A 12,817-nucleotide genomic window follows, 5' to 3' on the forward strand; every position below is an offset into this window, starting at 1 on the left:
TATTAACGATCCGGTGCGGCCGCGAAAACTACGAAACCCGGTGTGCGGGGCGCGCTCGGTACAATGCAGCGACGATCCGCTCACCGATTGCCGCGAGGAGGCCCCCATGCCACGAACCCTGTTCCGAATCGCGCCGCTGCGCGCCGTGCTGCTGCTGTTCGCCGCCGTGCTCCTGCTCGGCGGCTGCGCGGGGCTCACGCGCGATTCCGTGCGCGTGTCGGTCGCCGGGCTCGACCCGCTCGTCGGGCAGGGCCTCGAGATGCGTTTCAACCTGAAGCTGCGCGTGCAGAACCCGAACGACACGCCGATCGAATACGACGGCATCTCGGTGGCGCTCGACCTGAACGGCACGCCGTTCGCGAGCGGCGTGAGCGACCGCTCGGGCGTCGTGCCGCGCTTCGGCGAGGCCGTGCTCGACGTGCCGGTTTCCGTGTCGGCGTTCGCCGCCGCGCGGCAGGCGTGGAACCTGCCCGGCGCGGCTGCCAGCGGCGAGTTGCCGTATGCGCTGCGCGGCCGGCTCGCGGGCGGCGTGCTCGGCACTGTGCGCTTCAGCGATGCGGGCACGCTGCGCATGCCCGCGATGCCGGGGTGGGGCGGGTAGACGATGCCGGCGCGATGCGGGATGCCGGATGCCGGGCTGGACGAAGCGCCGCGATCGCGGCGCCGTCTGACGATTCCTGACGATCGAGCTTCACGTGCCTTACGTCTTGCGCGTCAATCGCGTTTAGACTGCCTCAGTCCGGAGGGCCGGGCGACTTTTTCGAGAGGGCACCATGGCAGCGAAATTCGTCATCAAGAAAGCGAGCGACGGGCAGTTCCTGTTCCACCTGAAGGCCGCCAACGGCGAGATCATTCTGCGCAGCGAGCTGTACAAGACCAAGGCGTCGGCGGAAAACGGCGTCGCGTCGGTGCGCAAGAACGCGCCGGACGACGCGCGCTACGAGCGCAAGACCGCGAGCAACGGCCAGTTCATGTTCAACCTGAAGGCCGGCAATCACGAGATCATCGGCACGAGCGAGCTGTACAAGGCCGAAGCGAGCCGCGAGAACGGCATCGCGTCGGTGAAGCAGAACGCGCCGGACGCCGCGCTCGACGACCAGAGCTGACCGGCCAGTCAGCGCCAACACGCCGCGAGCATCGCGCGGGTGGCGGTCGGGGCGGTCGCCCGCGCTTTGCCGCGCGGGCAAAGCGCGGTATGGTGTGGTCCGCGCGGCGCGCGTCTGTCGCGCCGCCTGTCTGAAGCCAACCGTAGCCGAGCTCGCGTGACCGATTTCCCCGTTTTCCACTGGACCGACGCCGACGGCGCCGAACATGCCGTGCGCTGGCGCTCCGAAGCCGGCGTGCAGCCGCCGAAGCGCGCGGTGCCCGCCGACGACCGTCTCACCGCCGACGCGGCCTACCGTCTGGCCTGCGAGGGCACCGCGCTCGTCTGGCAGGGCGACTTCCAGAATGCGCGCCAGCTCGTGCAGGCGATGGCGCGCCGTGTCGAACGCAAGCCGAAGAAGGCGAAGGCCGCGGTGGGCGTCGACGCATTCAACCTGCATCGTCTCGCGCAGTCGCAGCGCGCCCGCACGCTCGGGATGCTGCTGATCCCGCTCGATGCCGACTACACGATCCCGCTGCGCCGCGCGCCCGACGTGCGCGCCGCGTGCGAGGAAGCGTACGGCCCGGGCGGCGCACCGTCGGTCGTGTCGCTGCGCGAGCTGCTGGGCCTCGTCGGCGCGCATGAATGGCGCAAGAAGGGTGTGCCGATCCCGGCGCTGGGCGGCGCGCCGATCCATCCGCACTACGGCGTGTTCTCGCCGGTGCGCGGCGAATACGTCGAACTCGTCGCGCGCGCGCCGCTGCCGGCGACGTCGCTCGCGTTCGACATCGGCACGGGCACCGGCGTGCTCGCGGCCGTGCTGGCGTCGCGCGGCGTCGAGCGCATCGTCGCGACCGATCAGGATCCGCGGGCGCTCGCCTGTGCGCGCGAGAACGTCGAGCGGCTGGGCCACGCGGGCCGCGTCGAGGTCGTCGAGGCGGATCTGTTTCCGGCCGGCCGTGCGCCGCTCGTCGTCTGCAACCCGCCGTGGGTGCCGGCCCGTCCGAGCGCACCGATCGAATACGCGGTCTACGATCCCGACAGCCGCATGCTGCGCGGTTTCCTCGCGGGGCTCGCCGACCATCTCGAACCGGGCGGCGAAGGCTGGCTGATCCTGTCCGATTTCGCCGAGCATCTCGGCCTGCGGCCGCGCGACACCCTGCTGCAGTGGATCGACGAAGCCGGCCTCGTCGTGCTCGGCCGCGAAGACATCCGCCCCGCACACCCGAAGTCCGCCGACGCCGACGATCCGCTGCACGCGGCACGCCGCGCCGAGGTCACGTCGCTCTGGCGGCTCGGCGCACGAGCCTGACCGCGCATTTTCGGTAAACTATCGCCATTCCTCACGAATTCCCGCCGCCGGGCCGTGGTCTGCCGACCGTGGCCCGGCGCCGCTTCACGATGTCGAACAAGACCCACGAAATCCGCCCGGAGCAGTCCGTCGAGCTGCTGAAGGAACTGCACATCCTCACCCGCGACGGGAAGCTGAACCAGGACAGCCGCCGCAAGCTGAAACAGGTCTATCACCTGTTCCAGTTCATCGAGCCGCTGCTTGCCGGTGTGCAGGCCGACCGCGGCAGCGTGACGCTCGTCGATCACGGCGCCGGCAAGTCGTATCTCGGCTTCATCCTGTACGACCTGTTCTTCAAGCAGCAGCCGGGGCACGGCACGGCGGCATTTGCGTCGCACGTGTACGGGATCGAGACCCGCGAGGAACTGGTCACGCGTTCGGCCGAGCTCGCCGCGCGGCTCGGGTTCGGCGGCATGTCGTTCCTGAACCTGTCGGTTGCCGATTCGATCACGTCGCCGAAGCTGCCCGAAACGGTCGACGTCGTCACCGCGCTGCATGCGTGCGACACGGCGACCGACGACGCGATCCGCTTCGCGCTCGCGAAGCGCGCGCAGCACATCGTGCTCGTGCCGTGCTGCCAGGCGGAAGTCGCGGGCGTGCTGCGCAAGAACAAGGGCAAATCGCTCGCGAACGCGCTGACGGAAGTGTGGCGGCATCCGCTGCATACGCGCGAATTCGGCAGCCAGATCACCAACGTGCTGCGCTGCCTGCAGCTCGAAGCGCACGGCTACCAGGTCAGCGTGACCGAGCTGGTCGGCTGGGAGCATTCGATGAAGAACGAGCTGATCATCGCGCAGTACAAGAACCTGCCGCGTCGGCGGCCCGGCGAGCGGCTGAACGAGATCCTGGGGATGTTCGGGCTTGCCGAGCTGAACGCACGTTTCTTCGTGCCGGAAGCCGCGGCGGCGGGCGGCGAGGTCGCGGAGCCGGCCGAAGGCTGACGCGCGGGCGGGCGGTGCGCCACGCGGCGCACGTTGCACGCCGCACGTTGCACGCCGCGTCAGACGTCGTCGCCCGGCCGGCGCATCCATTCGCGCCAGCCGTCGTGGCCGAGGCGGCGCAGTGTTTCCTGATTCCTTTCGTAGATCGCGGACGCGTCCGGGAACGCGTCGACCGCGCGCGCGATGCTGTCCTCGCGCAGCAGGTGCAGGATCGGATACGGCGCGCGGTTCGTGTAGTTCTCGATGTCGTGGGGCTCGCTGCCTTCGAACCGGTAGTGCGGGTGGAAGCTCGCGATCTGCAGCACGCCGTCGAGCCGCAGTTGCCGCACCAGGCGGTCGGCAAAGAACAGCGCATCGTTGTAGTCGACGAAATCGGCGAACGCATGCGGGAAGATCAAGAGCGTCGTGTCGACCTGCTGCGGGTCGGCCGCGTCGAGCGCGCGCAGTTCCGTTTCGAGTTCGGCGAGCGCGTCTTCGAGCGTCGTGGCTTCGCTGATCGCGTAGCGCACCTGTTCCTTCACGTAGACGCTTTTCGCGAACGGGCACAGATTGAGCCCGATCACCGCGCGCGCGAGCCAGTGCCGCGTGGCGGCGAGGATGTCGTCGTGCGATTCGGGGCGGGTGTCGGTCATCGTGAAACCAGTCGGGCGGAAGGGCGGCGAGGGCCGCATTGTAGCGGGCGCGCAGGGTGCGGACGCGCGCGGCCCGTCACGCGCACGCGGCTTCGATCAATTGCGTGACGAGCGCGGGCGCGGTGCCGATCGGCGTTTCGCCGTGCCGATAGGTCTGGCTCGCCGCGTAGATACCCTCGACCACCAGCGCGAGCGCATCGGCGAGCGCCTGCGGTTGCCGCGCGCCGGCGCCTTCGCAAAGCGCGACGAGCCGCTTCATCAACTGTTCCTTGTTCTGCGCGACGCGCTCACGCGCCGGGTGCGATGCATCCGGAAACTCCGCCGCGACGTTGACGAACGGGCAGCCGCGATAGTCCTTCTGCGTCGCGCGCTCGGCCAGGTCGACGAAATACTGGATCAGTTGCGCCTTCGGCTGGCCCGGATGCTTCGCGGTGCTTGTGTCGAGACGCTCGAAGAAACACGCATCCATCCGCTCCAGATACGCGAGGATCAGGTCGTCCTTCGACGAGAACTGCCGATACAGGCTCATCTTGTTGACGCCCGCGCGTTCCACGACCGCCTCGACGCCCACCGTCCGAACGCCTTCCCTGTAAAACAGCTCCTCGGCGGCGCGCAGCAGGTGCTCCTGCGCGGTGGCGCCGTCGATCGGCCGGCGCGTACGGCGCGCCGGCGGTTTGGCGATCTCGATGCCCGACATGATGACCCTCGACTGCATATTGGATTGCTTGACATGTTACCGATTGGTCACTACGATCGCAACACACTTGTGACCGGTCGGTAACAATGCCGATCGGATCGACAGACAAATGCCAAGCGTCGGCCCGGGTCAGCCGATGCAGCGTGCGGCGGAGGTGGCCTGGCTGGGTGGGGCGGAGCGGGCGCGGAGGCGCCGGCGCCGCCAACTGGAGAACGCGAAGATGAACTGGGCGGTGACACGAATCGGCGGGCGCTTCCACTACGGATGGCTCGCGGCGGCGGTGGTATTCCTGATCCTGCTGGCGGCCGCCGGCACGCGCGCGACGCCGAGCGTGCTGATGGTGCCGCTCGAACGCGAACTCGGCTGGAGCCGCGCGGCGATTTCGCTGGCGATCTCGGTGAACATCGCGCTGTATGGCCTGACCGGCCCGTTCGCGGCCGCCGCGATGCAGCGCTTCGGGCTGCGCCCGACCATCCTCACCGCGCTCGTGACGATGAGCGCGGGCGTCGCGCTGTCGTCGATGATGACGCAGAGCTGGCAGATGGTGGTGATCTGGGGCCTGATGGTCGGCTGCTCGACGGGTGTCGTCGCGCTGACGCTGTCCGCGACCTTCGTTACGCGCTGGTTCCATGCGCGGCGCGGCCTCGTGATGGGGATCCTGACCGCGAGCACGGCCACCGGCCAGCTCGTGTTCCTGCCGATGCTCGCGGCGATCGCGCAGCGCCACGGCTGGCGGCCGGTCGTGCTGGTCGTCGCGGTGGCGGCCGCGATCGTGATTCCGCTCGTTGCGTTCCTGTTGCCCGAGCGGCCGGCCGACGTGCAGCTGCGCCCTTACGGCGAGCCGGCCGATGCGCCGCCCGCGCCCGATGCGACCAAGGAGAACCCGCTCGCGGTCGCGTTCCGTACGCTGCTGACGGCGAGCCGCTCGCGCGATTTCTGGCTGCTGTTCTTCAGCTTCTTCATTTGCGGCGCGAGCACCAACGGTTACGTCGGCACGCACCTGATCGCGATGTGCAGCGACTACGGGATGACGGAAGTGCAGGGCGCATCGCTGCTCGCTGCGATGGGCGTGTTCGACCTGTTCGGCACGACGCTGTCGGGCTGGCTGTCCGACCGCTACGACAATCGCGTGCTGCTGTTCTGGTACTACGGGCTGCGCGGGCTGTCGCTGATCTACCTGCCGCATGCGTTCGGGATCGATTTCTTCGGGCTGCCGCTGTTCGCGATGTTCTACGGGCTCGACTGGATCGCGACCGTGCCGCCGACCGTGCGGCTCGCGACCGACGTGTTCGGCAAGGCCGCGGCGCCGGTCGTGTTCGGCTGGATCGTCGCCGGCCACCAGCTCGGCGCGGCATTCGCGGCGCTCGGCGCAGGGCTGCTGCGCGCGAGCCTCGGCACCTACACGATCGCATCGATGATTTCGGGCGGGCTGTGCATCTTCGGCGCGCTGATCGTGCTGCGCATCAACCGCGGCCCGTCGCGCGCGGCTGCGCAGGCGGCCTGATCGCGGCAAGCCGGCAGTGTCCGGCCGGCCCGCGCGGCGGGCGGCCGGCCAATGCACGCACGGAGATTTGCATAGCTCGGCAGGATCGGGCGCGGATCGGCTCAAGCGGGTATGCTTGCGGTTCGCCAGGCGTTCGCGCCCCTTCATCGATGTCAGCGAGGATCCGCATGTCCGTCAAACCTGCTCCCACCACTGTTTCGATTCACGATCTGATCGCGGGCCGCTGGAGCCCGCGCGCGTATTCGGATGAACCCGTCAGCGCCGGCGATCTGCACGCGGTGCTCGAAGCTGCCCGCTGGGCACCGTCTGCGTACAACGCGCAGCCGTGGCGCTTCATCGTATTCGACCGCACGCAGGACGAAGACGCATTCAAGCGCGCGTTCGCGACGCTGGTGCCGTTCAACCAGGGCTGGAATGCGCCGGCGCCCGTGCTGATCGCCGTGACCGCGCATACGCTCACGCCGAAGGGGGAACCGGCACCGACCGCGCTGTACGACGCGGGCGCCGCCGCGATGTCGCTGGTGCTGCAGGCGCACGCGCTGGGCCTGGCCGCCCACCAGATGAGCGGCTTCGACGCGAAGGCGTTCCGCGACGCGTTTGCGATTCCGGCCGACGTCGCGATTCCGGCGATCATCTCGCTCGGCCACTACGGCAACGTCGACAAGCTCGATCCCGTGCTGCGCGATCGCGAGAAGGCGCCGCGCACGCGTCATGCGATCGGCGAGGTCGTCTATGCGGGCGCGTGGAAGAAGGGCTTCGACGCGGCGGCCTGACCTGCCTGGAGGGAACTGCGTCGCGCATCCCGTCCGCCTGTCTTCCCGGCGCGCCCGTCTGCGCGCCGTCGCCACCGGGGCCCGCTGCGCGGCACCGGTGGCCGGCCCCGGTTGTGATCCCGCGGGCTTCATGTTAAAAAGCCCGTCCTTTCCGTTTTCGCGCCGGCCCTGCTGCGGCAATTTCCCATGACTTACTGCGCGATCGATTTCGGCACGTCCAATTCCGCCGTGGCGCTGCCCGACGGCGATGGCATGCGCCTCGCGCCCGTCGAGGGCGACCACCTGACGCTGCCCACCGCGATCTTCTTCAACAACGACGAAGAGACGGTCGAATACGGCCGTGCGGCGCTGGCTTCCTACATCGACGGTTTCGACGGCCGGCTGATGCGCTCGATGAAGAGCATTCTCGGCTCGCCGCTCGCGGAAACGACGACCGATCTCGGCGACGGCAGCGCGATCGCGTACACCGACATCATCGCGCGCTTCCTGACGCACCTGAAGCACAAGGCCGAAACCCGCGCGGCTGCGCCGATCGGTCGTGCGGTGCTCGGCCGGCCCGTGTTCTTCGTCGACGACGATCCGCGCGCCGACCGCCTTGCACAGGACCAGCTCGAGGCTGCCGCGCGATCGGTCGGCTTCACGGACGTTCAATTTCAGTACGAACCGATCGCGGCCGCGTTCGACTACGAGTCGCGCCAGCAGGCGGAGCGCCTCGTGCTCGTCGCCGACATCGGCGGCGGCACGTCCGACTTCTCGCTGGTGCGCGTCGGGCCCGAGCGGATGGCGCGGCTCGAGCGCAAGGACGACGTGCTGGCCCACCACGGCGTGCACGTCGCGGGCACCGACTACGACCGGCGTGTCGAGCTGGCCGCGATCCTGCCCGCATTCGGCTACCGTTCGCTCGATCCCGAAGGGCGCGAGCTGCCGAACAAGATCTACTTCGATCTCGCGACCTGGCACCTGATCAACACGGTCTACACGCCGAAGCGGCTCGGCGAGCTGAAGCTGATGAAGCATCTGTACCGCGATGTGCAGCAGTACGACCGGCTCACGAGCGTGGTCGAGCAGCGGCTCGGGCATGCGTTGATGGCGCGCGCGGAGGAAGCGAAGATCGGCGTCGCGGCGGGCGGGGAGACGATGATCGACCTGAACGACGTGGAAGAGGATCTGCAGATCGCGTTCGATGCCGAGCGCCTCGTCGATGCGAGCCGCGACGACACCGCCCGCATCGTCGATGCCGCGCGCGAGACGGTGCGGCTGGCGGGTGTCGCGCCGCGCGACGTCGGCGCACTGTATTTCACCGGCGGCTCGACGGGGCTCGCGTTCCTGTCGGGTGCGCTCGCGGGTGCGTTCCCGGATGCGCAGCCGGTGTTCGGCGACCGCCTCGCGAGTGTCGCGACGGGGCTCGGCATTCACGCGCAGCGCTTGTTCGGCTGAATGCGGGCGGCTGAAAGGCCGTCATGCCGGGCGACCGGCGCCGAAAAACAAAAAGCCCCGCCGAAGCGGGGCTTTTTTACACGAATAATCGCGCCAAGCTTAGACCGGACGGATGTTCGCAGCTTGCAGACCCTTCGGGCCCGTCTTCACTTCGAATTCAACCTTCTGGTTTTCTTGCAGCGTCTTGAAGCCTTCGACGCGGATTTCCGAGAAGTGCGCGAACAGATCGTCGCCGCCGCCTTCCGGGGTGATGAAGCCGAAGCCCTTTGCGTCATTGAACCACTTGACGGTACCGGTTGCCATGTTACTTGTTCCTAAAAAGATAAAACGGGGCCGAAGCCCATGGTGTGCGGAAAATCAAGGAAGGGGTAATAGGACCAACCGGAGTACCGTTGATGGGCGAACTACGAAAGAACCAATTCACTCGCCACTTGAAATCCTGCGAAGTCCTTTATACGGCTTATCACCCGCGTGGTCAACCGTATTTCCATGGACTCAGGGTTATTGCGTATATCAGGTTTACAAAGCTTGCAAACGATGCGAATTTTTTGTAGGGGCCGAACGATTTTGGCGCCACGCTTGAGGTGCAACCGTTAAACTACGCGCCGCGCGGACGGGTTGCCCTGATCGGGTGACGCGTCCCCCCAAGAATGCGTGCGCGGTGCAGTCCGAGCCGATCCCGGACCGCGGGCCGACCATGCTTTTTGAGACACAGGAGAGGATGTGAAGAGTTCTATTCAACGGAACATCGGCCCGTTTGCATTGATGCTGACGGGGCTGGGTTCGATTATCGGCTCGGGCTGGCTGTTCGGCGCCTGGAAGGCCGCAAAGATCGCCGGTCCGGCAGCGATCTGCGCATGGATCATCGGCGCGGTCGTGATTCTCGCGATTGCACTGACGTACGCGGAACTGGGCGCGATGTTCCCCGAGTCGGGCGGCATGGTGCGCTACGCGCGCTACTCGCATGGCTCGCTGGTCGGCTTCATCAGCGCGTGGGCGAACTGGATCGCGATCGTATCCGTGATCCCGATCGAGGCTGAGGCGTCGATCCAGTACATGAGCACGTGGCCGTATCCGTGGGCGCATGCGCTGTTCGTAAACGGCGAGCTGACGACACCCGGCCTGCTGCTGTCGGCCGTGCTGGTCGTCATCTACTTCTTGCTGAACTACTGGGGCGTGAAGGCGTTTGCCCGGGCGAACACCACGATCACGATCTTCAAGTTCCTGATCCCCGGCCTCACGATCCTCGGCCTGATGCTGACGAGCTACCATCCGGAAAACCTCGGCACCGCATCCAATGCAAGCTTTGCGCCGTACGGCTGGTCGGCGGTGCTGACCGCGGTCGCGACGAGCGGCATCGTGTTCGCGTTCAACGGCTTCCAGAGCCCGGTGAACCTCGCGGGCGAAGCGCGCAACCCGTCGCGCAGCGTGCCGTTCGCGGTGATCACGTCGATCCTGATCGCGCTCGTGATCTATGTACTGCTGCAGATGGCGTACATCGGCTCGGTGAATCCGGCTGACGTCGCGCAGGGCTGGTCGCACTTCAACTTCAAGTCGCCGTTCGCCGAACTGGCGATCGCGCTGAACCTGAACTGGCTCGCGATCCTGCTGTACGTCGACGCGTTCGTCAGCCCGAGCGGCACCGGCACGACGTACATGGCGACCACCACCCGCATGATCTACGCGATGGAGCGCAACAACACGATGCCGAAGATGTTCGGCAACGTGCACCCGCTCTACGGCGTGCCGCGCCAGGCGATGTGGTTCAACCTGCTGGTCTCGTTCATCTTCCTGTTCTTCTTCCGCGGCTGGAGCTCGCTCGCGGCGGTGATCTCGGTTGCGACGGTGATCTCGTACCTGACCGGCCCGATCAGCCTGATGGCGCTGCGCCGCTCGGCGACCGACATCGAGCGTCCGCTGTCGATTCCGCTGATGAAGCTGATCGCGCCGTTCGCGTTCGTCTGCGCGTCGCTGATCCTCTACTGGGCGAAGTGGCCGCTGACGGGCGAGATCATCCTGCTGATGATCGTCGCGCTGCCGGTGTACTTCTACTTCCAGGCGAAGTCGGGCTGGACCGGCTGGGGTGCCGACCTGAAGGCCGCATGGTGGCTGGTCGCGTACCTGCCGACGATGGCCGTGCTGTCGCTGATCGGCAGCAAGGAGTTCGGCGGCTACGGCGTGCTGCCGTACGGCTGGGACATGCTGATCGTCGCCGCAATCTCGCTGGTGTTCTACTTCTGGGGCGTGAATACCGGCTACCGGACCCAGTATCTCGACGAGCGTGAATCGCACGACGAGATCCTCGAGGGGGTCGGTGCCTGACGCGTGACCTGTCGCCGGATTCGGCGGCGGCAGCCAGCAGCGGAAAAAAGCCCGCCCGAGCGATGCTCGGGCGGGCTTTTTATTGGCGCTCGACGGTTGCCGCGCGACGCTCAGGCGGCCGCGCTCGCGAACACGTAGTTCGTCATCGCGAGCACGCGCTGGTACGTGCCGAGCGACTGGATGCCAAGCTGGTAGTCGTCGTCCGCCGCGCCGAGCGCCGTGAACACCGGCAGCAGATGCTCGTCGGTCGGATGCATCAGCGCGGCATGCGGCGCCTGCCGACGGTAGTCGAGCAGCGCGTCGACGTCGCGCGCGGCCAGTTTCGCCTCGAACCAGTCGGTGAATTCCGCGACGCGCGGGTCCGCATCTTCCGGTGCCGCACCGAAATCGGCGGCGCGCAGGTTGTGCGTGATCTGGCCGGAGCCGATCACCATCACGCCTTCGTCGCGCAGCGGTCGCAGCGCGCGGCCGAGCGCGAAGTGGTGCGCAGCATCCGCCCGCGGCTGGATCGACAGCTGTGCCACCGGCACGTCGGCTTCCGGGAACATCAGCAGCATCGGTACCCACGCGCCGTGGTCGAGGCCGTGCTCTGTCGTCGCGGTGGCGATGCCGGCTGCATTCAGCAGTCCGGCCGCGCGCTCGGCGACGTCGGGCGCGCCGGGCGCCGGGTAGCGGATGTCGTACAGCGCCTGCGGAAAGCCGTAGAAGTCGTGGATCGTTTCAGGATGCGCGGCGACGCTGGCGACGGGACGCTGCGTGCCCCAGTGCGCGGACAGCATCAGTACCGCGCGCGGGCGCGGCAATTCGGCGCCAAGGTGGGTGAACGCGCCGGACGGCAGCGTCGGGTCGATCGGCAGCGTCGGGGCGCCGTGGGACAGGTAGAGCGAAGGCAAGCGGTTCATGGTGGTGGCCTGCAAAGGGATTTGCCTGTGACTATAGGCGCGCACCGGGCATTGATAAATCCGTCGCGCGGAATTTGATTGAGTCGTATTGGTTGATAATCGGGCCGATTCTGCGAGTGCGAGAGCGGACGGGGGCTTGAGGTGGCCGAATCAGGCCGGAAGGCAGATGAATCGATGAAGATGCGCGAAGAACGGCGCGGAAGCGGCGAGCGGCTTACTGCGCCGGCCGGATGCCGGCCCACGGCGTCGTCATCGGTGCACTGAGCGCGAACAGGTCGAGCACGCGGGTGACGGTCTGGTCGACGAGTTCCTCGATCGTCTTCGGCATCGCGTAGAACGCGGGTAGCGGCGGGAAGACGATGCCGCCCATTTCGGTCACGGCGGTCATGTTGCGCAGATGCGCGAGGTTGAACGGCGTTTCGCGCACCATCAGCACGAGGCGGCGGCGCTCCTTCAACGTGACGTCGGCCGCGCGCGTGATCAGGTTGTCGGACAGCCCGTGCGCGACGCTCGCGAGCGTCTTCATCGAGCAGGGCGCGATCACCATCCCGTCGGTCGCGAACGACCCCGATGCGATCGTCGCGCCGACGTCGCGCACCGAGTGCACGACGTCCGCACGGCTTTCGACCTCGGCCTTCGATAGCTTCAGTTCGTGCTGGATGTTGAGCCAGCCGGCGTTCGAAATCAGCAGGTGCGTTTCGACGCCGCCGGCGGCGCGCAGCAGGTCGAGCAGCCGTACGCCGTAGATCGCGCCGGTGGCGCCGGTGATCGCGACGATCAGCCGGCGTGGCGGCGCGCTGGGAGATGCCATCGAAAAGGGGGCGGGGCGTATTACGCGGCGGCGAACAGTTGCTGCAGTTCGCCCGACTGGTACATCTCCATCATGATGTCCGAGCCGCCGATGAATTCGCCCTTCACGTAGAGCTGCGGGATGGTCGGCCAGTTCGAGAATTCCTTGATGCCCTGGCGGATCTCGTCGTCTTCGAGCACGTTGACCGTCTTGAATTGATCGACGCCGCAGGCCTTCAGCACCTGGATGGCGCGGCCCGAAAAGCCGCACATCGGGAATTGCGCGTTGCCCTTCATGAAGAGCACGACCTGGTTTTCGTCGACGATTTGCTTGATACGTTGTTGGGTGTCCATGACTGACCTTGCGTTTGCGGGGCGTTAGATC

General features: G+C 67.2%; 14 protein-coding genes. 8 read left to right on the forward strand and 6 right to left on the reverse strand.

Annotated elements, in window-relative coordinates:
- Window positions 1–106: 106 nt before the first annotated feature.
- The 4 genes from ACTJLD_RS33675 to ACTJLD_RS33690 all read left to right on the forward strand — a co-directional run bounded on the left by ACTJLD_RS33675 (window position 107) and on the right by ACTJLD_RS33690 (window position 3,376).
- On the forward strand, window positions 107–601 hold the full coding sequence (locus ACTJLD_RS33675; RefSeq protein WP_027788502.1) for an LEA type 2 family protein: 495 nt from the start codon (window positions 107–109) through the stop codon (window positions 599–601).
- Window positions 602–773: 172 nt separating this feature from the next.
- Window positions 774–1,106, forward strand: a complete 333-nt coding sequence (locus ACTJLD_RS33680; protein ID WP_027788501.1) for a YegP family protein — start codon at window positions 774–776, stop codon at window positions 1,104–1,106.
- Window positions 1,107–1,262: 156 nt separating this feature from the next.
- Window positions 1,263–2,396, forward strand: a complete 1,134-nt coding sequence (locus ACTJLD_RS33685; RefSeq protein ID WP_027788500.1) for a methyltransferase — start codon at window positions 1,263–1,265, stop codon at window positions 2,394–2,396.
- 89 nt (window positions 2,397–2,485) lie between these two features.
- The gene (locus tag ACTJLD_RS33690) at window positions 2,486–3,376 is read left to right on the forward strand and encodes a class I SAM-dependent methyltransferase (RefSeq protein WP_021161799.1); all 891 of its coding nucleotides are present in this window, start codon (window positions 2,486–2,488) and stop codon (window positions 3,374–3,376) included.
- A gap of 59 nt (window positions 3,377–3,435) precedes the next feature.
- Here the strand turns inward: ACTJLD_RS33690 and ACTJLD_RS33695 are convergent, their stop codons facing one another.
- Both ACTJLD_RS33695 and ACTJLD_RS33700 read right to left on the reverse strand, forming a co-directional pair.
- Window positions 3,436–4,008, reverse strand: a complete 573-nt coding sequence (locus ACTJLD_RS33695) for a DUF1415 domain-containing protein (protein ID WP_060194591.1) — start codon at window positions 4,006–4,008, stop codon at window positions 3,436–3,438.
- A 76-nt stretch (window positions 4,009–4,084) separates the two neighbouring features.
- Complete coding sequence (locus ACTJLD_RS33700; protein WP_027788498.1) at window positions 4,085–4,705, reverse strand: TetR/AcrR family transcriptional regulator; 621 nt, start codon at window positions 4,703–4,705, stop codon at window positions 4,085–4,087.
- A gap of 220 nt (window positions 4,706–4,925) precedes the next feature.
- Between ACTJLD_RS33700 and ACTJLD_RS33705 the strand changes: the two genes are divergently transcribed.
- The 3 genes from ACTJLD_RS33705 (at window position 4,926) to ACTJLD_RS33715 (ending at window position 8,419) form a co-directional block, all read left to right on the forward strand.
- Window positions 4,926–6,209, forward strand: coding sequence for an MFS transporter (locus ACTJLD_RS33705; protein WP_027788497.1), 1,284 nt, complete (start codon window positions 4,926–4,928; stop codon window positions 6,207–6,209).
- A gap of 167 nt (window positions 6,210–6,376) precedes the next feature.
- Window positions 6,377–6,982, forward strand: coding sequence for a nitroreductase family protein (locus tag ACTJLD_RS33710; protein WP_021161795.1), 606 nt, complete (start codon window positions 6,377–6,379; stop codon window positions 6,980–6,982).
- Between the two features lie 186 nt (window positions 6,983–7,168).
- On the forward strand, window positions 7,169–8,419 hold the full coding sequence (locus ACTJLD_RS33715) for an Hsp70 family protein (protein ID WP_027788496.1): 1,251 nt from the start codon (window positions 7,169–7,171) through the stop codon (window positions 8,417–8,419).
- A gap of 99 nt (window positions 8,420–8,518) precedes the next feature.
- On the opposite strand, the gene ACTJLD_RS33720 is transcribed toward ACTJLD_RS33715, so the two are convergent.
- The gene (locus ACTJLD_RS33720) at window positions 8,519–8,722 is read right to left on the reverse strand and encodes a cold-shock protein (RefSeq protein ID WP_006477070.1); all 204 of its coding nucleotides are present in this window, start codon (window positions 8,720–8,722) and stop codon (window positions 8,519–8,521) included.
- 420 nt (window positions 8,723–9,142) lie between these two features.
- On the opposite strand from ACTJLD_RS33720, the gene ACTJLD_RS33725 reads away from it, so the two are divergent.
- A complete protein-coding gene (locus ACTJLD_RS33725; RefSeq protein ID WP_021161792.1) occupies window positions 9,143–10,741 on the forward strand; it encodes an APC family permease in 1,599 nt (532 codons plus the stop codon).
- Between the two features lie 110 nt (window positions 10,742–10,851).
- Here ACTJLD_RS33725 and ACTJLD_RS33730 read toward each other — a convergent pair whose 3' ends face one another.
- The 3 genes from ACTJLD_RS33730 to grxD form a co-directional block, all read right to left on the reverse strand.
- Complete coding sequence (locus ACTJLD_RS33730; protein WP_042976606.1) at window positions 10,852–11,643, reverse strand: DODA-type extradiol aromatic ring-opening family dioxygenase; 792 nt, start codon at window positions 11,641–11,643, stop codon at window positions 10,852–10,854.
- A gap of 214 nt (window positions 11,644–11,857) precedes the next feature.
- Window positions 11,858–12,454 carry a UbiX family flavin prenyltransferase gene (locus ACTJLD_RS33735; RefSeq protein WP_059688460.1) on the reverse strand — a complete coding sequence of 199 codons (597 nt, stop codon included), beginning with the start codon at window positions 12,452–12,454 and terminating at the stop codon, window positions 11,858–11,860.
- 20 nt (window positions 12,455–12,474) lie between these two features.
- A complete protein-coding gene (grxD, locus tag ACTJLD_RS33740; RefSeq protein WP_021161789.1) occupies window positions 12,475–12,786 on the reverse strand; it encodes a Grx4 family monothiol glutaredoxin in 312 nt (103 codons plus the stop codon).
- Window positions 12,787–12,817: the final 31 nt, after the last annotated feature.

Source organism: Burkholderia sp. 22088 (assembly GCF_052045915.1).
In the GTDB taxonomy this organism is placed as follows: Bacteria; Pseudomonadota; Gammaproteobacteria; order Burkholderiales; family Burkholderiaceae; genus Burkholderia; species Burkholderia cepacia.

Bases quoted from the DNA above. Each gene is read 5' to 3' on its own strand.
- ACTJLD_RS33675 (WP_027788502.1), top strand. From the start codon at position 107: ATGCCACGAACCCTGTTCCGAATCGCGCCGCTGCGCGCCGTGCTGCTG.
- ACTJLD_RS33680 (WP_027788501.1), top strand. From the start codon at position 774: ATGGCAGCGAAATTCGTCATCAAGAAAGCGAGCGACGGGCAGTTCCTG.
- ACTJLD_RS33690 (WP_021161799.1), top strand. From the start codon at position 2,486: ATGTCGAACAAGACCCACGAAATCCGCCCGGAGCAGTCCGTCGAGCTG.
- ACTJLD_RS33695 (WP_060194591.1), bottom strand. From the start codon at position 4,008: ATGACCGACACCCGCCCCGAATCGCACGACGACATCCTCGCCGCCACG.
- ACTJLD_RS33700 (WP_027788498.1), bottom strand. From the start codon at position 4,705: ATGTCGGGCATCGAGATCGCCAAACCGCCGGCGCGCCGTACGCGCCGG.
- ACTJLD_RS33705 (WP_027788497.1), top strand. From the start codon at position 4,926: ATGAACTGGGCGGTGACACGAATCGGCGGGCGCTTCCACTACGGATGG.
- ACTJLD_RS33710 (WP_021161795.1), top strand. From the start codon at position 6,377: ATGTCCGTCAAACCTGCTCCCACCACTGTTTCGATTCACGATCTGATC.
- ACTJLD_RS33715 (WP_027788496.1), top strand. From the start codon at position 7,169: ATGACTTACTGCGCGATCGATTTCGGCACGTCCAATTCCGCCGTGGCG.
- ACTJLD_RS33720 (WP_006477070.1), bottom strand. From the start codon at position 8,722: ATGGCAACCGGTACCGTCAAGTGGTTCAATGACGCAAAGGGCTTCGGC.
- ACTJLD_RS33730 (WP_042976606.1), bottom strand. From the start codon at position 11,643: ATGAACCGCTTGCCTTCGCTCTACCTGTCCCACGGCGCCCCGACGCTG.
- ACTJLD_RS33735 (WP_059688460.1), bottom strand. From the start codon at position 12,454: ATGGCATCTCCCAGCGCGCCGCCACGCCGGCTGATCGTCGCGATCACC.
- grxD (WP_021161789.1), bottom strand. From the start codon at position 12,786: ATGGACACCCAACAACGTATCAAGCAAATCGTCGACGAAAACCAGGTC.